24 protein-coding genes are annotated in these 23,979 nt (G+C 35.9%); 12 read left to right on the plus strand and 12 right to left on the minus strand.

Features of this window, described 5'->3' with window-relative positions; translation table 11 throughout:
- Window positions 1–19: 19 nt before the first annotated feature.
- From ACKI44_RS00430 to ACKI44_RS00445, 4 genes are all read right to left on the minus strand, one after another.
- Window positions 20–760, minus strand: a complete 741-nt coding sequence (locus tag ACKI44_RS00430; protein WP_407420746.1) for a metallophosphoesterase family protein — start codon at window positions 758–760, stop codon at window positions 20–22.
- Between the two features lie 6 nt (window positions 761–766).
- Window positions 767–1,117 carry a nascent polypeptide-associated complex protein gene (locus ACKI44_RS00435; protein ID WP_407420747.1) on the minus strand — a complete coding sequence of 117 codons (351 nt, stop codon included), beginning with the start codon at window positions 1,115–1,117 and terminating at the stop codon, window positions 767–769.
- A 549-nt stretch (window positions 1,118–1,666) separates the two neighbouring features.
- Entirely contained in the window at window positions 1,667–3,442 is a 1,776-nt protein-coding gene (locus ACKI44_RS00440; protein WP_407420748.1) for a hypothetical protein, read from the minus strand.
- A 16-nt stretch (window positions 3,443–3,458) separates the two neighbouring features.
- The gene (locus tag ACKI44_RS00445; RefSeq protein WP_407420749.1) at window positions 3,459–4,601 is read right to left on the minus strand and encodes an aldo/keto reductase; all 1,143 of its coding nucleotides are present in this window, start codon (window positions 4,599–4,601) and stop codon (window positions 3,459–3,461) included.
- Window positions 4,602–4,656: 55 nt separating this feature from the next.
- Between ACKI44_RS00445 and ACKI44_RS00450 the strand changes: the two genes are divergently transcribed.
- The 5 genes from ACKI44_RS00450 (at window position 4,657) to ACKI44_RS00470 (ending at window position 9,245) form a co-directional block, all read left to right on the plus strand.
- Entirely contained in the window at window positions 4,657–5,196 is a 540-nt protein-coding gene (locus tag ACKI44_RS00450) for a DNA-3-methyladenine glycosylase I (RefSeq protein ID WP_407420750.1), read from the plus strand.
- 447 nt (window positions 5,197–5,643) lie between these two features.
- Entirely contained in the window at window positions 5,644–6,468 is an 825-nt protein-coding gene (modA, locus tag ACKI44_RS00455; RefSeq protein WP_407420751.1) for a molybdate ABC transporter substrate-binding protein, read from the plus strand.
- 54 nt (window positions 6,469–6,522) lie between these two features.
- The gene (modB, locus tag ACKI44_RS00460) at window positions 6,523–7,197 is read left to right on the plus strand and encodes a molybdate ABC transporter permease subunit (protein WP_407420752.1); all 675 of its coding nucleotides are present in this window, start codon (window positions 6,523–6,525) and stop codon (window positions 7,195–7,197) included.
- A gap of 27 nt (window positions 7,198–7,224) precedes the next feature.
- Complete coding sequence (locus ACKI44_RS00465; RefSeq protein ID WP_407420753.1) at window positions 7,225–8,259, plus strand: sulfate/molybdate ABC transporter ATP-binding protein; 1,035 nt, start codon at window positions 7,225–7,227, stop codon at window positions 8,257–8,259.
- Window positions 8,260–8,831: 572 nt separating this feature from the next.
- A complete protein-coding gene (locus tag ACKI44_RS00470; protein WP_407420754.1) occupies window positions 8,832–9,245 on the plus strand; it encodes a pyridoxamine 5'-phosphate oxidase family protein in 414 nt (137 codons plus the stop codon).
- An 11-nt stretch (window positions 9,246–9,256) separates the two neighbouring features.
- Here ACKI44_RS00470 and ACKI44_RS00475 read toward each other — a convergent pair whose 3' ends face one another.
- The 5 genes from ACKI44_RS00475 to ACKI44_RS00495 form a co-directional block, all read right to left on the minus strand.
- Entirely contained in the window at window positions 9,257–9,943 is a 687-nt protein-coding gene (locus ACKI44_RS00475) for a carboxymuconolactone decarboxylase family protein (RefSeq protein ID WP_407420755.1), read from the minus strand.
- 257 nt (window positions 9,944–10,200) lie between these two features.
- Complete coding sequence (locus tag ACKI44_RS00480) at window positions 10,201–10,398, minus strand: hypothetical protein (RefSeq protein ID WP_407420756.1); 198 nt, start codon at window positions 10,396–10,398, stop codon at window positions 10,201–10,203.
- A gap of 134 nt (window positions 10,399–10,532) precedes the next feature.
- Complete coding sequence (locus ACKI44_RS00485) at window positions 10,533–11,702, minus strand: MFS transporter (RefSeq protein ID WP_407420757.1); 1,170 nt, start codon at window positions 11,700–11,702, stop codon at window positions 10,533–10,535.
- Window positions 11,703–11,754: 52 nt separating this feature from the next.
- The gene (locus tag ACKI44_RS00490; protein WP_407420758.1) at window positions 11,755–11,868 is read right to left on the minus strand and encodes a symporter small accessory protein; all 114 of its coding nucleotides are present in this window, start codon (window positions 11,866–11,868) and stop codon (window positions 11,755–11,757) included.
- The gene (locus tag ACKI44_RS00495) at window positions 11,865–13,478 is read right to left on the minus strand and encodes a sodium:solute symporter (RefSeq protein WP_407420759.1); all 1,614 of its coding nucleotides are present in this window, start codon (window positions 13,476–13,478) and stop codon (window positions 11,865–11,867) included. The genes ACKI44_RS00490 and ACKI44_RS00495 overlap by 4 nt, the downstream gene beginning before the upstream one ends.
- Before the next feature lie 261 nt (window positions 13,479–13,739).
- Here ACKI44_RS00495 and ACKI44_RS00500 point away from each other — a divergent pair, with 261 nt between their 5' ends.
- Window positions 13,740–15,038 carry a phenylacetate--CoA ligase family protein gene (locus tag ACKI44_RS00500; RefSeq protein WP_407420760.1) on the plus strand — a complete coding sequence of 433 codons (1,299 nt, stop codon included), beginning with the start codon at window positions 13,740–13,742 and terminating at the stop codon, window positions 15,036–15,038.
- A 12-nt stretch (window positions 15,039–15,050) separates the two neighbouring features.
- A complete protein-coding gene (locus ACKI44_RS00505) occupies window positions 15,051–15,479 on the plus strand; it encodes an amino acid-binding protein (RefSeq protein WP_407420761.1) in 429 nt (142 codons plus the stop codon).
- Between the two features lie 81 nt (window positions 15,480–15,560).
- Here ACKI44_RS00505 and ACKI44_RS00510 read toward each other — a convergent pair whose 3' ends face one another.
- The 3 genes from ACKI44_RS00510 to iorA are packed head-to-tail and all read right to left on the minus strand — an operon-like array spanning window position 15,561 to window position 18,355.
- Entirely contained in the window at window positions 15,561–15,839 is a 279-nt protein-coding gene (locus ACKI44_RS00510; protein ID WP_407420762.1) for a hypothetical protein, read from the minus strand.
- 48 nt (window positions 15,840–15,887) lie between these two features.
- Window positions 15,888–16,466 carry an indolepyruvate oxidoreductase subunit beta gene (locus tag ACKI44_RS00515; protein ID WP_407420763.1) on the minus strand — a complete coding sequence of 193 codons (579 nt, stop codon included), beginning with the start codon at window positions 16,464–16,466 and terminating at the stop codon, window positions 15,888–15,890.
- Complete coding sequence (gene iorA, locus ACKI44_RS00520) at window positions 16,463–18,355, minus strand: indolepyruvate ferredoxin oxidoreductase subunit alpha (RefSeq protein ID WP_407420764.1); 1,893 nt, start codon at window positions 18,353–18,355, stop codon at window positions 16,463–16,465. The genes ACKI44_RS00515 and iorA overlap by 4 nt, the downstream gene beginning before the upstream one ends.
- Window positions 18,356–18,459: 104 nt before the next feature.
- On the opposite strand from iorA, the gene tfrB reads away from it, so the two are divergent.
- The 5 genes from tfrB to glyS are packed head-to-tail and all read left to right on the plus strand — an operon-like array spanning window position 18,460 to window position 23,976.
- The gene (tfrB, locus tag ACKI44_RS00525) at window positions 18,460–19,932 is read left to right on the plus strand and encodes a fumarate reductase (CoM/CoB) subunit TfrB (RefSeq protein ID WP_407420765.1); all 1,473 of its coding nucleotides are present in this window, start codon (window positions 18,460–18,462) and stop codon (window positions 19,930–19,932) included.
- A gap of 6 nt (window positions 19,933–19,938) precedes the next feature.
- A complete protein-coding gene (locus tag ACKI44_RS00530; RefSeq protein WP_407420778.1) occupies window positions 19,939–20,835 on the plus strand; it encodes a TrmJ/YjtD family RNA methyltransferase in 897 nt (298 codons plus the stop codon).
- A gap of 2 nt (window positions 20,836–20,837) precedes the next feature.
- Window positions 20,838–21,662: a 4Fe-4S binding protein gene (locus tag ACKI44_RS00535; RefSeq protein WP_407420766.1), complete on the plus strand. Its 825-nt coding sequence runs from the start codon at window positions 20,838–20,840 to the stop codon at window positions 21,660–21,662.
- 18 nt (window positions 21,663–21,680) lie between these two features.
- Window positions 21,681–22,265, plus strand: coding sequence for a dCTP deaminase (gene dcd / locus ACKI44_RS00540; protein ID WP_407420767.1), 585 nt, complete (start codon window positions 21,681–21,683; stop codon window positions 22,263–22,265).
- Between the two features lie 16 nt (window positions 22,266–22,281).
- Entirely contained in the window at window positions 22,282–23,976 is a 1,695-nt protein-coding gene (gene glyS / locus ACKI44_RS00545) for a glycine--tRNA ligase (protein ID WP_407420768.1), read from the plus strand.
- The last annotated feature ends 3 nt before the right edge of the window (window positions 23,977–23,979 follow it).

The following is a 23,979-nucleotide window of genomic DNA, read 5'->3' on the forward strand; positions in this document are numbered from 1 at the left end:
ATTAACTTTACTAATATATTTAATGTTTTCTTTGAAATTTGCCAAATAGGAATTTTTCTCCACCGACATTATTTAAAAATATCTCAATCGTGTCCTCATCAATAATATAAACATTATATGAATTGCCTATTTTGCCTCTCAGCTTATTTGAAGAGAGAGACCCTGCATTGACAACAACGGTTTCATTGATTTTCCAAACGTGAGGAACATGCTTGTGTCCGCATAAGATCAAATCAACTTCATGTGTTGTTAAAACCTTTAGGATTTCACCCGCATCTGATAAAATATTGCGTTCACGTCCTGTATCCGGTATTGGAATGACATGATGGTGAAGCGCAACGATTGAAGAAAGATCATTGATTACGCACTGGTCCAGCTGATGTTCCATCCACATGCGCTGAGGCTTTCCGACATGGCCACGGTCCTCATCGGGAGAACTGCTGTCAAGACCAATTACTGTAAAATCATTTTCCTTGGTTAATTTCCAGCTGTTTTCACCGATTAACTCTTCAAAGCTTTGATGGCCTAAATTACGTGCGTCATGGTTTCCCGGAACTGCAAACAACGGAGCTTCAAACATGTCCAGATATTTTACAGCCTGCTGAAATTCCCTGTAATAACCGTCATTTGTCAAATCACCGGTTAAAATAATCATGTCCGGATTTAAATTATTTATTTCAGCTACGGCCTGCATAAAAATTTCTTCATCAAAAGCCGTGTCACTTATATGTAAATCTGAAATATGAGCAATGATTGTCATAATTATCTATTGAGCCAATTTCATAATAGCTTCAGCAAGATCTCCTTTACATTCCTCTAAAGCCTGTCTTGCAACATCTTCAGAAACGTTAGCCTGGTTAGCTACCATTTCAACGTCTTCATCAGGAATTTCAACTTCATATTCAAGTTCCACTTCACGAGCTTTACCTTCAACCTGATAGGTTTCCTGACCCATTACATTCATTAAACTTACGCTTGGACTGTCAATGATTAATTCCTTATCTTCAAAACGGATAATGACTTCAGTAACACCGTTCAGGTCTTCCATTTTCATACCCATTTTTTTCATCTGTCTTTCCATTTGTTTCATTTGCTTTTTGTTCATACCAGGTATCATATTAATTTCCTCAAAAATTCATTCAATTATTTATAAATATATTATTAATACTATTAAAGTTTGTTGATGGAAAAATAATAAATTTACCTCATTTCCATTGAAAAGCATTCATAAATAAATTAAAAACTACAAACAAAAAACTAGAAAAATATATTAGATTAACATTTAAAACGAATCTGCAAAAAAATCTTGAATGTATATTGGTTATAATTTAATAAGAAAAGATGAGGGGATAGAAAAAATTCCTAACAAATTGACAAAGCCCAAATAGAAATTTTGAAAACATTTAAATTGTGGGGAGTACATAAAGATTAACTGAAAGATTCAGAAGGTAAAAGCCTTTAAAAGGTTTAGCCTCCTTTAGCTTCGTCGCCACAGACGACGACATTATACGGCGGGGAGGTTCTTCAATCTTCAAATATTTTTTTTATAACTATATTTTAAGTCAATGATTAAAAAACATTTTTTTTGTTATATTATTCTTGCATTTTAAATACTGGACTGCCTTATTTTAATCCCTAATTGTATTTGCCAAGAAATTCCCTTTGCTTAACTGAAATATGTCTTTTCCTCTTTGTATAAATCCATAAGGTAACCTGCCGAATAGAGAATTATTTTATCCTTATTTTCCAGATGATCACCTACATCAGCACCATTGTCAATTATATCAATAAGATTCTTTTTAAAATCATTAGACACATCATTTTTGCAGATATAGTTTAATATGAAGTTGGAGATGTCTGTAATTTTTATCTGCAATTCAAACAATGATTTGTTTTCATCAGTTATTTCAATGTTTTCTCCACACATATTACTCATAACAATTAAAGACGTTTTCTTAGAAGAATTCCCCTCACCACAGGCATCTTTAAGCAGGTTTATTGATTCAGCATTCAATTCATATCTGGCTTTTAAATTGTTTTCGCTTTCCTTTTCAACAGAATAAGGCAGGAAGAAATAATTTAATGCTACTGAAAGTACTGATGCAACAATAACCCAGAGCACTTTTAAGCTTATTGCAATGCCCGGAGCGATATAGGACAGTACAACCGTGACAGACATTACCGTTGAAACGACAGTAACAATTAATTTTCTCTTTAAATTAAATATCATTACAGCCATACAGGAAATCACCACCAGCAACGTCAGGAGCTCTGAAGAAATTGGAAAATATGGTGCTATGATAACAAGTAAAATGAAAATTGCCGCTCCCCCAAGCGTACCTTTAATACGTTCCTTTGCGGAATTTGCCATATCATCAATATACGGTACCATCAGAGGAATGGTTGCAAAATATAACCATTTTGTGAAAGGAAGATTGAACATTACTGTTAGAACTTCCCAAAATGTAAGAAGAATAGCCATTTTAAGCGCAAAGGAGAATTTGACTGATCTGAGTGACAAAGATTTTTTAATTACCGGTTTAATTAATGATCTGATATATTTTTTGTCCGGAAGAACAAATTCTCTGGTTGAATCGACATTAACCAATTCATCAACGATGTATTCAAAGTTTAAAAGCACTATATTCATTTCTTTTGTTTCAACATTAATACTTTCAAAGTAATCAACGGATTTTATATCCTTCAGATTATCCAGTATCCTTTTGATTTCTTTCAGTTCATTTGGAAAGAGATTATAATCCGCAACAATAACTCCTATATTCTGGAATGATTTTACAATGTTTAAAAATGATTCCTGAGCCGGAGACGGGAAGAATTTATGTTCAAAATGAAAAAACATGTTTAAATAAAAACCATTTGCCGTTTTAAAATTTTCTTTTGAAACCTCTTTTCCGTCCAATTTTAAATCAACGGCATTATTCAATTCCGAAACTAATGAATCAATAGTTTGCTTTGATAATTTAAATTTCTTATTACGATTAACAAGGAGGTTTATCCCAACAATGAAAATTGCACCGACAGCAAGGGATAAAAGTCTCATAGGCAATTCTTCAAAAGTAACCGGAAGACAGTCCATCATCATGAAATAAATCATCAGATAGGGCAGGTAAACGCTGGCTGCAAATAAATGATAGGAAGTTATTGTTACTCCGAATACAACAATGAATGTTAAAATACATCCAAAAATACTTTTTGGAGTATTTAAAAATGCAACAATACCCAAAATCAAAAGCAGCATCATTATTTTAAGAAAGGATGATTTGGGATTTTTTGTAAAATCATTTTCCAGATTCATGAGTGCGGCCATTGCAATAAAAATTCCAATGACCATACTTCTGCCTCCAAAAGCTCCCATGTAAAAAAATATACAGAATAAGAATAGTCCAACAATGAAAAGTTTAACTTTTAAAGAATCATCCATTTTTTTCACCAGATTATCAGTCAAAGAGGTCCTGAGCATCAAGCATTATGTCAACTATTCTGACATTGAAAGGACATCTGTCCTCACATTCGCCGCACGCTATGCATTCGGTTGCATCATATGTCAGATTATTGTAATGTTCACGAACGCTTTGCGGAACCTCATCATGAATAACTGCCAGATCATAGAGCTTTATAAGGCCTGCAACATCTATTCCTGAAGTACATGGGGCGCAGTGTCCGCAGTACATACATTTTCCCTCAAATGAATGTTTAGGGGCTTTTGCCAAAATACTCTTATATTCTTTTTCCTCATCGGATGCGGATTCATATTCAAGTGCGGCGTCAAGTTCTTTCGTGTTGTTAACGCCAACAAAAATACTGGCCACTCCCTTTTGATCTAGAGCATAATGAATGCACTGAACCGGAGTTAGGGCAACACCGAACGGAGAATCATTTTCATCAAATAGTCTTCCGCTTGCATATCCTTTCATGACGGTTATCGGAGTGCCGTTTTCTTCACATAGCTGATAAAGTTCTGCTCTTCTTGGATCCAAACCTGCCAGACCTTCGTAGTTAGTATCGTCACGATAGCACTCTATATCATCAGTCGGCGGAAACATGTCATATGCAGGATTGATACTGAACATGAGCAATTCAATTTCAGGATTTTTTGCAGCCAGAAGAGCAATGTCTGAATTGTGGGTACTTAAACCGATGTGTTTTATTGTTCCATTATCTTTTAGCTCACGGACATATTCAATGAAGTCTCCGGACATTATTTCATCATAGTCTTCAAAAGTGTCAACGTAGTGAATCATTCCAAAATCCAATGTTTCTATTTGAAATCTTTCCATAAAATCTTCGAAAGCCTCTTTTACCTTGTCCATTTCACGGGTTCTCACATATTGGTTGTTCTGCCAGGTGGAACCGATATGTCCCTGAATAATCCATTTATCACGAGTATCCTTAATGGCCTTACCCAGATTTGTTCGAACAGTAGGCTCACTCATCCAGCAATCCAAAAAGTTAATGCCGTTTTCCTCACAGTGCCTTACAATCTCCTCAACGTCGCTGTATGGCCTTTCAACATACCATTCAGCACCAAAAGCAATTTCACTTACTTTCAATCCAGTATTTCCTAAAGTTCTGTATTCCATTTTATCCCTCAAAAAACAGTAATAATATTTATTGATTTTATTAATATTAATTATTATGACAAAAAAGAGATGCGGATGGGTTGAAGGAAAAGAGGACATATATATTAGATATCATGACGAGGAATGGGGAGTTCCCAAATATGATGATGATATTCTTTTTGAAATGCTTATTTTGGAAATGTTTCAGGCAGGTTTGTCATGGATCACCATATTAAAAAAACGTGAAGCCTTTAGAAAGGCCTTTGATGATTTTGATATTGAAAAAATTATGGAATACGATGAATGTAAAGTTAGTGAACTTCTTGAAAATAAAGGCATAATCCGGAACAGGCTCAAGATTGATGCAACAATTAACAATGCCAGAATATTTAGAGAAATTCAAAATGAATACGGCAGTTTTTCAGCATATATATGGAGTTATACTGATGGCAAGATTATTAAAGCAGAGTATAAGACCAAATCAGACTTATCCGAAAAGATTTCAAAGGATTTGAAGAAAAAATGCATGAAATTTGTGGGTCCGACAATAATATATTCATACCTTGAATCAATTGGAATTATAGATAATCACACTCCAGAATGCTTTAAATATTAAAAAAACTCATTTTTTATATAGTTTAATAGTATACTATTCAAATAATTTTTTATTAACTGATTTGAAAAAAAAGACGGGAAACTGATAAAAATAGAAAAGAATCCACCATAATTTAGAATGGACCAAATAATTCGTTAAGAAAAGATTTATATGTCGTTGTCGATATAAATATAATTACTAATCATGATAATTAAATTGTAATTTAAGATTAGAAAACGAAAGAGGGAAAAATCAATATAAAATTAAATGAAAATTGTTCATTGATGTTATTTTTGATTATTCTAAATTTATTATCTGTAGTTTCGGCATCAGATGTAAATACGAGTAAAAATATCCATATTATTTGATATGTATGAAAAACATATTCGTATCAGCTTTTCAAAATCTTTAATTACTGCTTAATATCTGAATAGTAATATTTGATAATCTAATTAAAGGAGACAAATTATGAAAACAAAAAATATGTTAATTATTGCTATTGTAGCCATAGTAGTAGTTATTGGTGCAACTTCTGTTGTAAGTGCTGGATTATTTGACTTCTTAGGATCTAACTCTAATTTAGATGGACAAGAAGTTAACTTAGCTGCAGCAGCTAGTTTAAAAAACGTTTATGACGAAAAGTTAATCCCTATGTTCAAAGAAAAGTACCCTGGTGTAAAAGTTACCCCTACCTACGCTTCAAGTGGGGATTTACAATCTCAAATTGAAAACGGTTTACAAGCAGATGTCTTCATGTCTGCGGCCAATAAACAGATGAATAAACTGGCAGATGAAGGGTTAGTCGACAATAAGACCAATGTTCAATTCTTAGAAAACAAAGTTGTTTTAATTGTACCTAAAGACTCAACTGCCAACATAACTTCATTTGATGATTTGAAAAAAGTTAACGGAACTATCGCTATCGGTGACCCAGAATCTGTACCTGCAGGACAATACGCTAAAGAAGCAATGACCAACTTAGGTATTTGGAACGATACCGAATCCAAATTATCCTTAGGTACTGATGTAACTGCAGTATTAAACCAAGTAGCTCAAGGATCTGCTGACTGCGGTATTGTATACTCAACTGATGCTAAATCCAACGATGGTGTAAAAGTTGTTTGTGAAGCTCCAGATGATGCTTTAAAAACTCCAGTTATCTACCCTGTAGCTCAACTCACCAACAGCACACACCCTGATGCTGCAAAAGCATTTATGGACTTCTTACAAACCAAAGAAGCTAAAGACATCTTTGTTGAATATGGATTTACCATCCACGAAGACAAAAAATAGATTTAATACCTATTAATTAAAAAAACAATAATAGTATATTAAGGAGATAAAGACATGATGGACTGGTCCCCCGTTTTTATATCAATGAAAACCGCAAGTTTATCAATTCTGATAACATTTTTTGCAGGTTTAATTGTTGCATGGGGTCTTGTAAAGATTAAAAATGACACATTAAAAATTGTATTGGACGGTATTTTTACACTCCCAATTGTACTGCCCCCTACAGTAGTGGGGTTCTTCCTATTATACATTTTTGGTGTTAGAGGACCTATAGGAAGTTTTTTTATATACTTTTTCGCTGTAAAAATAGCTTTTTCATGGCCTGCAACAGTTATTGCTGCGGTAGTCATGTCTTTTCCTTTAATGTACAGATCAGCCAGAGGCGCATTTGAACAGGTCGATTCAAACCTGTTGGATGCCGGACGTACATTAGGTATGTCCGAATGGAAAATTTTCTGGAAAATTTTATTTGCAAATGCATTGCCTGGAATTATCAGTGGTGGAATTCTTGCTTATGCCCGTGGTTTAGGCGAATTCGGTGCTACAGCCATGCTTGCAGGTAATATTGCCGGACAAACAAGAACACTCCCTATGGCAGTTTATTCAGAAGTGGCTGCAGGTAATATGGGAGATGCTTTTAATTATGTAATAGTCATTGTTATCATATCATTTATAGCTATTTTTATTATGGATTATTTTTCCATACGTAAGGAAAGGCAATGGAAATAACTTATTTTTACATGAGAGGGACATATTATGGGCAATAAAATGTTAAAAGTGAATATCCATAAGGAACTTAAGGAATTTGATTTGGATGTTGAATTTGAATTGAAAAATAAAATTTTAGGCATTCTCGGTCCTTCCGGCTGCGGTAAAAGTATGACATTAAAATCCATTGCAGGCATTGAAGATCCCGATGAGGGCGTTGTTAGCTTAGTTATAGATGAAGAAACCACTTATTTTGATTCTGATAAAAAAATTAATTTAAAACCACAGCAAAGAAATGTGGGTTACTTATTTCAAAACTATGCCCTATTTCCCAACATGACCGTTGAAGAAAACATTGGCATAGGAGTATCTAAAGATAATCAGGAGAAAATAGTGCCTGAAATGATTAAGCGTTTTCATTTGGAGGGCCTTGAAAAAAGATATCCGAGACAACTGTCCGGAGGCCAGCAGCAGAGAGTGGCTTTAGCCCGTATTATGGCATACAGTCCAGACGTTATATTACTGGATGAACCATTCAGTGCCATGGATACTTTCTTAAAGGAGCAGTTACGTATTGAACTGGCTAATTCACTAAAAGATTTTGACGGATTTACTATTTTAGTTACTCATAATAGGGATGAGGCATTCCAGTTCTGTGATGAACTTATAATATTGGACGAAGGAAAGATTATAGCAAAAGGAAATACATATGAAATCTTTGAGAATCCGAAAAAAGTTCAGGTTGCAAGACTTACCGGATGTAAAAACATTTCCGAAATAGAAATTATAGATGACTATCATCTCAAATCCCAGGATTGGGGATTGACATTTGAAGTATCCGAAAAGATTACTCCAAATATTACTCATATTGGAATAAGAGCACATGACTTTTCCGCTGCTGAAAAAGATGAGGTTAATGCCTTTGATACTGCAAACTCAACAAAAATGGAAATGCCATTTGAGTGGGAAGTGACTTTGTCAAACGGTTTATGGTGGAAATACGAAAAGCAGATTTATGACCATGAATTTGAGATTCCAAAGTATCTAAAAGTGAATCCTAAAGATATAATACTATTAGAATAGTTCAATTATATCATCACTACTTTTTTATAACCAATATTTGAAATTAGAAAATACTTCAATCAAGTAAAGTACTTCACCTAGATGAAGTTGAAACCCGAACTTCAATAAAATAAAGTACTTCACCTAGATGAAGTTGATGTCCAAATATTATGAAAACAAATTATTTTCCAATAACTTTACAGATTATAGTTTTTCAGAACAATTTTTCATCAGGAGTTCAGCAAACTTTTAAATAGATTGTATTTCAAGGGACATGTTGAAAAATATCTTAATATAATCAAATTTATCACAAATATTATTAACCATTTAAGGATGATTATGTAAAAATTAAAGTATTTGATATACACCACAATGATTTAATCAAATACCATATTAACACCGCTGCAGTTAATGCAAAAGACACTCCATTAAAACCTAAACAAAAAAATTATCTTTAATTTAATTAACTCCAAAAGCAATTATTCAATATGCAAAGAATGTATGAAAATATCGAGAATTATTTTCATCAAAGCAAAAATTATATTTAAATAAAATAATAGATAGAAATCCAATTAAAAAAGATAGGTGAAAAAATGTCAGATATTAAAAAAGTAAACGACTTTTTAGCGGATGCGGGAGTATTTTTCCTTGCAAGCATAGACGGTGACCAGGCAAAATGCAGACCTTTAGGTTTTCACATGTTAATCGACGACAAAATATACTTCGGTGTAGGAACCTTTAAGGAAGTATGGAAACAAATGCAGGAAAACCCTAAAATAGAAATCGTTGCACTAAACGATGCGAAAGACAAATTCATAAGATATTACGGAACTGCAACAGCAGATGACAACCCAGAACTTGTTGAAAAAACCTATGAGATAATGCCTGAAATCGGCGAAATCTATAAAGCAAACAACTGGGAAATGGGAATATTCTATCTTGATGATGCTACTGCCGAATTCAGAAACATGATGGCAGTTGAAGAAACCTTAAAATTTAAATATTAATGCTTCATGCATTAATATTCATTAATTATTGCCAATGCATTCAACGTTCTTGGAAAACCGATATAAGGCAAAAGAATAGTGAGTGCATCAATTAAAACCTCTTTATCATTGCCAACATTAAAATTACCCTGCACGTGACCTCTCAACTGATTTTCACAACCTCCAAGAGTCGCAAGTACACAGAATGTTATCAGTTCCCTGTCAGAATCCGTTAATGCGTCCCTTGTGTAGAAATCACCGAAGCAGTATCCTGAAAGAAAGTCATTGAATCTTTCCTGGCCTTCAGGAGTGTTGTCAATCATTGCCTGAATATTTTCAGCACCAAAATACTTATTTTGAATCTCCAATCCTTTTTCATGCCTGTTATCTTGATTGACTGTAGAAATGCTTTTTAAAGGAAGCTCAACACCGTTTTTAGATAAAACGTCATTTGTTATTTCAAAAAGTTCAAATGTCTTTCCAAGCCCGACATATGCAACAGACTGATACAGTACTTCCTTAATTTCTACTGGAGTCAATACTTCCAATGCGTCACGAACGGCAATGGCATACTTTTCCTTGGAGGTATTGGTTATTAATGTGGCTAATGTAATTATGAATCTCGTTCTTTTTGATATGGAAACGTATTCCAGTATCTCCTTGTTATTGAAATGATTAAATATTTCAAAAAAATCAGGATCGTTTTTCTTTAATTTCAAATTCATTCCCCCTAATTAATAATAAATTTATAAAACATAAGTGTTAAATTTTTACGAAAAAGGAGAATGGTGAAAAAGAAAAAATTAATTTTTCTTTTTCGATTTGATGATAAAATATAACCTCATTTATCACCCATATAACTTAATTGATAATTTATTATATCCCATATTTAAAATTAACTATTTTAAATTTAGATTTGCCTAAATAAAAAGAAAAAAAGCGGTTAAATTTAGTTTAACCTAAAATTTAAAAGATACTATTTTTCATCATCTTTTTTAGAAGAACATCCCAGCAAGTCCCCGATCATGAATCCGCCGACAAAAACGGTTTTCATACAGTTATATGCAAGAGATTCAGCAGGATTTAACTCCCATACCTCTTTTTTACTGGTTAATTCCTCATTTTCATCAACGACAATCGTATCTTCAAAATCAACATCTTTTTTCTTAGCCATTATATTACCCCCACATCAATTAATTGCTTGAATATAGATTATATCTTAAATAATATTTAAAATTAACTTAATTTAATTAAATAAACCTATAAATTTAGCCATATCTGAAAAAAAGTTTTTACAAACCTAAAAATTCAATTCTTCCTAAGTGAAAGGATTGCTATCGGAAGTGCGAGAAATGTGACTGCAGATGCAACGTAATACATCATTGTGTATCCTGCTGCGGGAGATACGAAACTTCCCAAGAGTGCCGGACCGAAACCCATTGTAGCGTCACAGAAAATGAAAAATGTCGATAATGCATATGAACGGCGGGAAATTGGAGAGTTTCTGGTTACGATTGTTGTGCATGCTGAGTTCAGTGTACCGAAACCCAGGGCGACACAGACCGCACAGATAAATACAGTGATATGTGAAGGTGCCCAGGCGATTAAAAAGATACCTATGCTTTGGGCTAGAATTCCGACAACACAGATTATCATGTCACCATATTTGTCCTGAATTTTACCTGCAATAGGTCTTGATGCCACCAGACAGATTGAATACACTATAAAAAAGTATGAAAATGCATCCACCAGATTTACCTGGGCGGCATATAACCTGTAAAATGACAGTATTGAAACGTAACCTAAGGCCGTGAGTGCAGTAAATAGAGAAACAGGAATCGCCTTTATTTCAAAAACCTTTTCAAATAGGCTGTATGAGGTTTCACTTTCATCTGCCTTTTTAGTATCAAACTTATCAATATCAATTAAAGACATTGCAGCCAATGCAATTGCTGAAAAAAGCATTGCTGATAAAAAGCATCCTGAAGCTGAGAAATTGTCATATAGAAATGCTCCGATATATGGGCCAAGCCCGACGGCAATTGTGGTTCCAAGCATAAAGTAACCGAATGCTTCGCCGAAACGGCTTTTAGGTAGGATTTCACTTGCGATTGTAACGATTGCATTGGCAGATGCTCCAAAACCGATCCCGTGAATGAAACGGACAATAATGAGAAGACTAACATCACTGACAAAAAAATACAAAAAGCATGAGATAAAGTGAATGCTCATGAAAACGAGCGCAATCTTTCTCCAGCTGTGTTTTCCCAAAGCATTTCCTGAATAAATCCTTGATAAAAGGCCTCCGAAAATGTAAATCCCTGAAACCAGCCCTGCAATTGTGGCAGAAGATCCCATTGCCGTAGCGTGTTCAGTTACCGTGGACATTAACGCATACATTACAAGAGCAGTAAACAATAATGCAATAAAAATCAGGAAAAACGATTTTGTAAAAATCTTTTCGTTGTCAGTATTCATCAAGATAATATTTAGAAATCAAACTATAAAAAAATAAGCAAAAAAGGAGAAATCAGTCTCCTTTATTCCAGTTTATTATACCGTAAACAATACAGAAAAGCGTGGACAGTATAATTCCAACATATACTCCCCAAATCCATGGGTCTTCAATTCCAAAAAGCATCATTGTGCCTCACTTCCTTTATTGTCAATATTTTTAAATGCCTCATCAATTACTTCCTGAGCCGGAGGTTTTGTAAGTAAACTTACAACAAGAGTAAATATTGCTGAGACAGGAACTGCTATTAACATTACGTCAATAAACGGCCATGGCGCAGCAGGAATGATTGTTTCAACACCGAATAACGCCATACATATTCCGAGACCTTTTGCAGTTTTTGCAAATACAAAAATCAACCAGAAAAGACTTATGAAAGTTCCGGATACGATTCCTGCAATGGCACCAGGTCTTGTAATTCCCTTCCAGTAAAGTGCGCCTAAAAATACAGGCAGGAATGCTGCCGCACAGATTTCAAAGAAGAGACTTGTTCCGAGTGCAACCACACTTCCAGGAAGTGAAAATGCCATAATCAACGCTAAAATGATTGCTATTAAAATACCGATTCTTGAAATGGTAATCTGGTCAAGTTTCTGTTTGGCCTTATTTCTCATTGTACCGTAGATATCCACACCAAACGCTGTTCCCTGAGTGTGAAGCTGAGAAGATATTGTTGACATTGCAGCTGCAATCAGGGACAATAAAAAGATATATACAAACCATTCAGGCAATGCTGATGTAATGAATGTAGGTATGATTTTGTCAATGTTTCCTCCAACCATATCAACTGCGATTTTACCGAAGTTCTGATGGAAATAGACATTGGAAAGAGATCCTGCAATGTAAGCGGTTGTAGGCATGATTGCAATGAAGATACCTCCGATTAAAACTGACCTGTTAAGTTCCTTATCTGATTTTACTGTCATGAACCTTACAATCAGTGAAGGCTGTGCAAGTACCCCGATACCTACTCCGATAAGTGTGGATGATACAAGTGACCACCAGAACGGCGTTCCCAGCGTCGGGAAACTCGTCCATCCCGTACCTCCCGTCGCTATTGCATCAGCAGGATAGAGATTTACCATATTGGTAAGGGCAGAATTTGCATTTGAAACTCCGCCGAGCAGCCAGTAGATAAATACAAGCAAGAATATCATTGCAACAACCATTATGGAACCCTGCAATGCATCGGTATACATTACTCCACGGATTCCTCCGAAGAGCACATAGAATGTGATAATTATTGATAGAATAAGAAGTGCAATACTGAAATCGATTAAAAGTGAAGATTCCAAAAATCTTGCAGCACCTATTAAAACTACAGCTGCATAAAGCGGCATTGCACAGAAAATTATTAAACCTGAGAAATAATGAATAAATTTAGAGTCGAAACGCTTTCCTAAAAACTCCGGAAACGTTAAGGAGCCTAAAGCATGACCCATTCTACGGGTTCTTTTTCCCAACAGTATAAATGCTATGATAACTCCAACAATAATGTTCAGGAAAGCCAACCATAAAACACTCATCCCATATTCACCTGCAACTCCTCCAAAACCTACAATAGCCGCTGTCGAGATAAAAGTAGCCCCATAACTCATTGCCATAATGAATGGGTGAGTATCCTTACCAGCTATCATAAAATCTTCTGAGGAATTGGTTTTTCTGTATGCATAATAACCTACAAAAACCAATGCAAAAATATAGATTATAAAAACAATAGCTAAAATCATTACGTCCATAATTTAAACCTCTATAATATATATCATATTCAAAGGTATTATATATTACCCCAGTTATTTAAAGATTATCATTAAAGATACATTAATGTACATTTATGTACAATAAATTGATATTAATTAAAGCTAAAATCAATATTAAAAAGCCAAAATAAAACATCAATACCACATAGTACAGAAATGTACTATTAAAAAAAGCTTATATTATATTAAAATCCAAATATTAAAACGTATGAAAAAAATAATTTTAAAATAGGGATAAATATGTTTTGGGATGAAAAAGCAGAATGCATGAATAAAGAAGAAAAGCAGAAGGTTCAGCTGAAAAGACTTCAAAAAACCGTGAAACTTGCATACGAGAATGTTGAGTTCTATAAAAAAAGATTTGATGAAATAGGATTAAAACCGGAAGACATAAAAAGCTTAGAGGATATTGAAAAGATACCATTTACAACAAAAAATGATTTGAGAGAGGCTTACCCTCTTGGATTACTTGCAGTTCCGCGTGAGGAAATTGTAGAAATCCACGCATCTTCCGGAACAACCGGAAAACCGACGGTGACCGCATATACCCAAAACGATTTGGAAATATGGGGAGAATGCATTGCCCGTGGATTGAAAATGGCCGGAGCCGAAAAAGACTACATTATCCAGAACGCATACGGATACGGGTTGTTTACCGGAGGTTTTGGAATTCACCACGGTGGAAACAAGATGGGTGCAATAACAATACCGATTTCTGCTGGAAACACCCAAAGACAGCTGGATACCATGGTGGATTTTCAAAGTGACATTTTAACATGTACCCCATCATATGCAATGTATCTGGGAGAATCACGTCAGAAGGCTGGAATTCCACTGGAAGACATCAACCTGAAAATTGGAATCCACGGAGCCGAAATGTGGACAAATGAAATGAGAAAAAGAATTGAAGACTCCCTTGGAATCGTAACCCACAACATTTACGGACTTACCGAGGTAATGGGTCCGGGAGTCGCACAGGAATGTGATGAACAGAACGGTATGCACATTCAGGACGATCACTTTTATCCGGAAATAATCAATCCCGAAACCGGTGAAACACTGGATTACGGTGAAAGCGGAGAACTGGTATTGACATCCCTTACAAAAACCGGAATGCCTATTTTAAGATTCAGAACCAAAGATTTGACTTCATTAATAGCAGACAAATGTGAATGCGGAAGAACAACCGTCAGAATGACAAGAATTACTGGAAGAAGTGACGACATGCTTAAAATCAAAGGTGTAATGGTATTCCCATCACAGATTGAAAAGGCACTCCTTAGAATTGAAGGGGCAAGTCCGAACTACCTGATACATGTAACAAGGCCGGACATTCTCGATGAGGTCGAAGTTAAGGTAGAAGCTTCAAAAGAACTGTTCTCAGACGAAATAAGAGAAATGGAAAGACTGGAAAAACAGATTCAATCATCAATCAGATCAGAAACAGGTTTAAGAGTAGACGTTACATTATGTGAACCTGAATCACTCCCAAGAAGTGAAGGAAAAGCTGTTCGTGTAATCGATGAAAGGAACTTATAGAAAGGTGGTAATATGGCAATTCAAATTTCAGTATTTATCGAAAACAAGGAAGGAAGAATTAAAAAAGCTATTGATACATTGGCAAATGCAGGCATTAACATCCGTGCATTGTCTGTCGGCGATACAAGCAAATACGGTATTTTAAGACTCATTGTATCTGACAATGAAAAGGCAATAGCCGCACTTGAAGAAGACGGATTCATCGTAAAGGAAAGTGAAGTTATTGTTATTGCAGTTCCGGATAAGCCAAACGGATTGAATTCAACATTGGCAATTTTGGATGATGCAAACATTAATCTGGAATACATTTATGCCTTTGTAAGCAGCAATCCTGGTGAAGCAATAGTCGCAATAAAAGTAGAAGACACTGCAAAAGCAGTTGAAGCCTTTGAAAAAAGCGACGCCAAAATACTTAAAAACGAAGAATTGGAAAAGATTTAACACTCTTTTCTTTACTATTTTTTGAAATATTAATTAACCACAAAATTAACTACAATAATTAAAAAAAAAGTAAAAAAGGAATTAAAATCCTTTTAATAACTGAGCAATATCGTCCCTGGAGTATCCTAAACGTGGGAGTAAACTTTTTACAGGTTCGGAGTCCGGAACCACACCAAGTTCTCTCCAGCTTTTAAAGTCATTGTTTAAGATACTGTTAATTAAAAGTTGAATTGTAATTAAATCATCACTTTTTATTGCTATGAAAGCATCTTCATCTTGAAAATGACCTTCAGGGTCGATTAATGTTAATTTGCCTGTTCTATCTTTTTTTACAATAGCATTATCTATTTGGTAAGCCATAATATCCCCACTTTTTTTATCTAATTAAAGATTTAATCATAATAATATTTAACCTTTTATGGATTGATATCCGCTTTCGATTGCTTTAAGATTCAAATCATGGAACCTTTCATGCAGATTATTTTTCATCGCATCAATAACCGAATCCTTTGATAACGGAAACTTATCATCGGCAGTCACTGCACCTAAAAGCACCATGTTTAAAGACAATACGTTTCCGGCTTCCAGTGCCAATTTGGTAGCATCAATAGGCAATACGTGGTTAAAATTCTCTTTTAATGAATTTGTAATGCTGTCAACGCTCGGATAAGCCTCATTAGTTGAGGACGGAATAATCGGATGAGTATTGTAAACGATTTTACTGTCTTTATTGACCTTGTGCAATCCCCTTATGGTTTCAATAGGTTCAAAGGAAAGCAGCATGTCTGCGGTTGTGTCCGGAATAATTGAACTGTTAAAATCACCTATTTTAAGTTCTGTTGATACAGACCCTCCTCTTTGTGACATTCCATGAATTTCACTCATTACAACGTCGAGACCCTGATTCATTGCAGCTTCACCGATGATTACAGAGGTTTTAATAATTCCCTGACCTCCTACACCGCAAATATAGATACTGTAGCTCATTTTCCCACCTCCAATGCACCATATTTACAGACCTGAATACAAACTCCGCATCCGTCACACATTGACTTGTCAATATCTATTTTTCCGTCAAGTTTTGATATTGCAGGACATGCAAGTTCATTTACACATTTATCACAGTTATTACAGTTTGATTCTATGAAATTAACTGGCGGTTTTTTTGTCAATCCTTTGATTAAAGTACATGGAGCTTTTGAAATGATTACTGCTGTGTCATCTCTTTCAAAGGCTTCCTTGTAGGTTTTGACAACCTGTTCCAGATTGAACGGATTTATTACACGTACAAAATCAACACCACATGCAAGAGCAAGTTTACGGATAGAAATCTCCGGTGCCTCATCGCCCATTCCGTCAACAGGAATTCCTGGGTTAGGCTGGCCGCCCGTCATTGCGGTAATCCTGTTGTCAAGTACTGTTAAAACGAAATTGTGCTTGTTGTGAACGGCATTAATCAGTGGAGAAATACCGCTGTGGAAAAATGTGGAATCTCCAATAAAACTTGCCACTTTCTGGTCTGTTGAAACTGAAAATCCGCAGCCGTCACCAACACTTGATCCCATGGATAACAAGTAGTCAGCTGCATTGTAAGGTGGATTTATACCTAATGTGTAACATCCTATATCTGATGCGAATATAACGTCTGCAGGAGTCAGTCCGAGCTCTCCAATAGCTAAATTGATTCCATAATACATTGACCTGTGAGGACATCCTGCACATAATACCGGTGCTCTTGAAGGTATTTTTTCGCTTAATTCATTTAAACTTCCGGAAAATGCAATATCCTCTTTATTCAAGAAGTTTAATATTTTATCATAACCTTCAGCCACGATATCTGAATTGAATTCATAACATTCTGGTAAGGTTCCATCAAGTTTACCGTGAACAACAACATCTAAGTTTTCACGTCCAATTATGGCTAAAACCTCTTTTTCCATTATAGGGTCAACCTCTTCAACGACAAAGACCTCATCCAAATCCTTTATGAATTCCAAAACCTTTTTGTCCGGGAAAGGATAGGAAAATCCTATTTTTAAAATGTCCATATCCAAATCATTGTATTTGATAACGTCAAACGCATAATTGAATGCGCTTCCGGAAGAGATTACCCCATATTTTTTATCATCTGAAAATGAAACGGAATCATTGAATCCTGATTTATTAGTTTCATCGTTGATTTTAGTAATTTTTTCACATAACCTTTCATGCATCTTGCCTGCGAATGCTGGTACAGGAACGTATTTTGAAGGGTCCTTATCGAAATGACCTCTGGCCCAGTGATTGTCATTGTTTGATGAATTGTCCTTAACATCACCGAATTCAACTACACCGCGCATATGTGATACACGGGTTGTTGTTCTTACAATTACAGGCAATTTGTACTCTTCAGATAAATCGAATGCATATTTGACCATGTCTTTAACTTCCTGACAGTTGGAAGGTTCCAAAACGGGAACATTTGCCAAACGTGCATAATTACGGGTATCCTGTTCATTTTGAGATGAAAAGAGTGAAGGATCATCTGCAGTTAAAATTACCATTCCGCCATTAACGCCAGTGTATGCGGTAGTCATGAATGAGTCGCTTGCAACATTCATTCCCACATGCTTCATGAAGGTGAATGAACGAAGTCCGGATGCTGCTGCGGTTGCTGCCACTTCCATTGCGACCTTTTCATTTGTTGAAAACTCAAAATAAATATTAGCGTCTTTTGCAAGCACTGACAATATATTTCCAATTTCTGATGAAGGAGTTCCTGGATATGTTGCTGCAATAGAAATGCCTGCTTCTATTACGCCTCTTACTGCAGCTTCATTACCTAACAAAAACTGTTTTTCACCAGATTTTCCAGTAACTAGTTCTTTTAAATTCATTATATTTATCCTCAAAAAAATCTTAAAATTATATTAATAATTAATAGAATATATTATATTGATAAGTTCAAAATATAATATAAATTTTTATATGGAGAGAAATGATGATTAAAGTTTATGTCTCAAGGTTCGATAAAAAAGTTGACAGCGAACCCCACATGGAGTGTTATGAAATTGAGAAAACTCCACAAATGAAAGTTTTGGATGCTCTTCAGGCAATAAATGAAAAGTATGATGCCGACATTAGCTTTAGAAGTTCCTGTAGGGCAGGACAATGCGGATCCTGTGGAATTTTATTTAACGGTAACGGTGCTCTTGCATGTCAGAAGGAAATCAAGGACAATGCGAGAATCGAGCCTTTGCGTTTTCCGGTCATTAAAGACCTGATTGTTGATAAAAGCGGGATTGAAAACAAGGTGAAAGACCTTCAATTGAATTTACACTCAAAGCATCATGATGAACTGGATGAATCAATAACAAAAGATGATACTGCCGAAACCAAAAAGGTCAGAAGCTGTATTGAATGCTATTCCTGCTTATCAAGCTGTCCTGTCGTTAACTTTGCAACCGCAGAATTCGGCGGCCCGTACATTATGAGATACATATCAAAATTTGATTCTGACCCCCGTGAAGACTTTGACCGTTTGAAAGAAGGTTTGGACGAAGGCCTCTACAACTGTACAAGCTGCGGCAAATGTCTGGCGGTCTGTCCGAAAAACATCAATACATTCGGTGACGCAATCGAAAAGATGAGGGCAATTGCATGCAGTAAAGACCTTGGGCCTTTGCCTGAGCATGTTGCATTCAATGACAACATCAAAAATACGGGAAGGTCAGTCAGCTGTGACGGTGAAAGCTTTATCAGCCAGGTTGACAATTACAACGGCTCCAAAGTTGCACTCTTTACCGGATGCATGCTGGACAATAAACTGCAAAAGATAGGCCACAGCTTACTTAATGTTCTTGAAGCAAATGACATTAAAATCGACATTCCTGAAGGACAGGTCTGCTGCGGTTCCCCACTTTTAAGAACAGGCCAGACTGAGCTCGTACAAAGCCTTGTTGATAAGAATAAAGAAGTTTTCAAGGATTATGATACCGTAATCACCCTATGTTCAGGCTGCGGAGCCACACTTAAGAACAATCATCCTCAATTCGGTTCAAAGCTCAATGTAATGGACATCAGCGAATTTCTGGTCGATAAGCTCGATACTGAGAAAATGAAAGAAGTGAATATGAAAGTTACTTATCATGACCCATGCCACCTTGGAAGAGGTCAGGGCATTAAGGACCAGCCTAGAGAAATAATTGAGCAAATTCCAGGAGTTGAATTTGAAGAGATGCTTTATCCTTGCCAGTGCTGCGGTGCCGGAGGAGGAATCAAATCCGGAAGACCCGAGATTGCAATGGAACTTTCAAAAGCAAAGGCGGAAATGATTAAAGACACTAATGCCGATGCGGTAATTACAATATGTCCCTTCTGTCAGAGAAACCTTCAGGACGGATTGGATGACATTAATGAAGAAAACGTTAAGGTTATGCACATTTTAGAATTATTGGAAAAAGCTTATGAATAAATGGAGTTGATTAAAATAGGAGATGCAGCTGTAAGTGAACAGAAAGTGGTTGAAACTACACCTGTCACTTCACCTGAAGAAGAAAAAAAGGCTGAAAAAAAGTCAACTTCCACAAAAAAGGCAAAATCCAGAGGACAGTCACTGGCCATTAAAGATTTGCAGCAGAATAAAAAGGATGAAGATGACGAACTGGATTTCTTTAAAAATAACATTTATATTGTTTTTGTTGAATGTGAAACCCCTGGAAATATTGGATTTCTTGCAAGAACCATGGCGAATTTCGGACTGAAAAACCTGGTGCTTATAAATCCGCCAGCATTAACTCCCGAAGCCTATTATCAGGCAACGCACGGAAAATACATTGTTGAGAATGCTTTGGTTTATCCGAGTCTCGATGAGTTTTACCAGTCCAAAAGAATTGACTTTAAAATCGCATCAACAGGTGTTGCCGGAGGAAGCTACAATTTATCAAGAATTCCCTTAAGACCTGAACAGTTATCAAAAAGCATAAATATTAATAATAAAATAGCATTATTATTCGGAAGAGAGGGGGACGGTCTTTCAAACAGTGAAATAGAAGACTGTGATATTTGCGTATCTATTCCAACAGACCCCACATATCCAATATTGAATATTTCACACGCTGCAGCAATAATATTTTATGAACTGTTTAAAAATAAGCACGAATTTCCTGTTGAGGGGCTTGAAGAAAGCACTTCACTTGAAAAGGAATATCTGATTAAGGATATGGAAGAGATGATAAACGGCCTTGATATTCCCGACCACAAGAAAAGAAATGGCTTAAAAGTATTTAAAAATATAATAAACAGAGCGTTTATTACAGGAAGAGAAGCCCATACGTTCAAGGGCATTTTAAGAAGATTGAAAAATAAAATGGAGTAAACATGAAAAGAAAAAGCTTTGCTGAAATAAGCATATTTGTTGTTAACAGAATCTTCAACTGGAGATTTCGAATTGCCCAGACAACAAAACAATCAAGAATAGCTAAAAAAATAATCAATAAAATGCTATTTGAAAAGGATGAAATCATAGTTATTCCAAATACAATCAACGTTAATAAAAAAATTGAAGCCGAAAAATCAGAATTTCTTCCAACAGACGTTATTAAAGACGTCATTAAACGCTGCGACGACATAGTAATCATGAACACATGCTTATGCAGAACTTCAAGTGACTGCAAGGATTATCCTCACGATATCGGATGTATTTTCCTCGGCCCTACAAGCAGAAAGATACCTGAAGCCATAGGTAAAAAAGCAACTGTTGAAGAGGCTTTAGCCCAGGTTGACAAAGCTGACGAGGCAGGATTATGCCACATTATCGGCAGAAATAAAATCGATACGGTCTGGATGAATGTGAGGCCTGACGAAGGTCTTCTTACAATATGTCACTGCTGTCCATGCTGCTGTTTATGGAAGGTCTATCCTAACCTACATCCAGATATCACCGACAAACTGGAAAGACTGGAAGGAGTTAAAGTAAAATATGACTGCAACAAATGTAAAAGCTGCATGAAATGTTTAAATGAAATCTGCATGTATAAGGCGATTGATGAGCATGACGGCAAAATAATAATTGATTCTAATAGCTGTAAAGGCTGCGGTCTTTGTGTGAACTCATGCAAATTCGGAGCCCTTACAATTGATTATACAAGTGAAACTATTGATAATGTAGTCAATAGAATGGAAAACCTCATTGAATATGAATGATATTTATTGTGTGATAAAATGGCAATTTTAAGTGATAAAACTATAAGAGAATACTTGGAAGAGGGGAAAATCGTTATTGACCCTATTATAGATGAAAAACAAATCCAACCGTCTTCCGTTGATATGAGACTGGGAGATGAGTTTAAGGTATTTAAGGTAATTAGAAAGGCATACATTGATCCGAAGGATGAGGATGACGTGGCATCATACATGGAATCAAGTACCGTTGAGGAAGGAGAAGCCTTCATAATACATCCGAATGAATTCGCATTGGCTACAACATTGGAGTACGTTAAAATTCCAGATGACCTTGTGGCCCGTGTTGAAGGCCGTTCCAGTATGGGAAGGCTCGGTGTTACAATGCATGTGACCGCAGGATTTATTGATCCTGGTTTTGAAGGAAAAATCACCCTTGAAATCTCAAATATCGGTGCGATGCCTGTTGCGCTATATCCTGGCCAGAGAGTATGTCAGATTGTTTTTGAAACAATGACTACACCATCAGAATTGCCATACGGACATCCTGAGAGGAACAGTAAATATATGGGACAGGTACGTCCTGAAAGCAGTAGAGTTAAGCAAGATTACGAATTAAAAAAATAAATGGAAGTTAATATTTATGAATCATGACAAAATGACTAATATAAGTGCGAAAAGAGGATTTTTATGGCCATCATTTGAAATATATTCCGGAGTGTCCGGGTTTACTGATTATGGTCCTTTAGGAGCAAGTTTAAAAAACAATATCATGCAGAAATGGAGAAAGCAGTACGTTTCAGGTGAAGGATTTTACGAAATAGAAGGTCCGACCGTAATGCCTAAAGAAGTCCTTAAAGCATCAGGACACGTTGACAATTTCACAGACCCTATGACCAAATGTGAAAGCTGCGGAGAAGTTTTCAGAGCAGACCATATCATTGAAGAGGCAATCGGGCGTGACGTGGAAAGCCTTGAAAACAGTGAAATGGATGAAATCGTAAAGGAAAACAATATCAAATGTCCTGAATGTGGCGGAGACCTGGCCAGTATCTGGGATTACAATCTGATGTTTAAAACCCAGATCGGTGCTAAAGGAAATAAAGTAGGTTACATGAGACCTGAAACCGCACAGGGAATATTTATATTATTCAAACGTCTTGAAAGATTTTTTAGAGGAAAGCTTCCATTCGGTGCTGTTCAGTTAGGAAAGGCATACAGAAATGAAATCTCACCAAGACAGGGTGTCATAAGACTCAGGGAATTTACCCAGGCTGAAGCTGAAATCTTTTTAGACCCTGAAGACAAGACAACCCCCAAGTTTTCAGAAATTGAAAATGAGATATTGATTTTAAACTCCCAGGAAGTTCAGGAAAATGATTTGGAGCCTTTAAAAATCACCGCTAAAGAAGCTCTCGATAAAGGCATTGTCGCTAACGAAATGCTGATTTACCAGTTATATTTAGCACGTAAATTTTTAAATGAAATCGGAATTCCTTCAGAGGTTTTAAGATTCCGTCAGCATTTGGCCGGAGAAATGGCTCATTATGCGCTTGACTGTTGGGACGTTGAAGTTAAAACCGACAAATACGGATGGGTTGAAATCATCGGAATTGCAGACAGGGGTGACTATGACTTATCATCACACTCCGAATTCAGTAATGATGAATTGTATGTCTTTAAGGAATATGATGAACCTAGAAAAGTCAAAAAAACCGTTGTAAAACCTAACCTGTCAAAATTCGGACCTGTCTTTAAGGGAGATTCACCTAAGGTGAAACAGGCCATTGAAGATGCAGATCCAAAAGAAATCATTTCCGCTTTGGAAAGTGAAGGCAAATACGTCATAGAATTGGACGATACATACGAGGTATCAGAAGACCTTCTCATCATAGAAGAAGTGGAAGAAGACGTTACCGGTGAAAAAATCATTCCTCACGTAATTGAGCCTTCATTCGGTATTGACCGTATTCTCTATTCAGTTTTACTTCATTCATTTAAGGAAACGGAAGAAAAAGACTATTTCAAATTTGCAAAATCCGTAGCGCCTGTTCAGGTAGGAGTATATCCTCTCGTTAAAAAAGACGGACTTCCGGAAATTGCAACAGAAATTAAAGATTCATTAAGGGAAGCAGGTTTTACCGTTGAATATGATGAAGGAAATACAATCGGTAAAAGATATGCAAGAGCAGATGAAATCGGTATCCCGCTTGCAGTAACTGTAGATTACGAGTCAAAAGATGATAATATGGTTACCGTAAGGGACAGGGACACCGAAGCTCAGGAAAGAATTGCAATCGCAGAACTTAAAGATTATCTGGAAAATTATTATAAATGAGTA

The organism is Methanobrevibacter sp. (genome assembly GCF_045646205.1).
Lineage (GTDB): Archaea > Methanobacteriota > Methanobacteria > Methanobacteriales > Methanobacteriaceae > Methanocatella.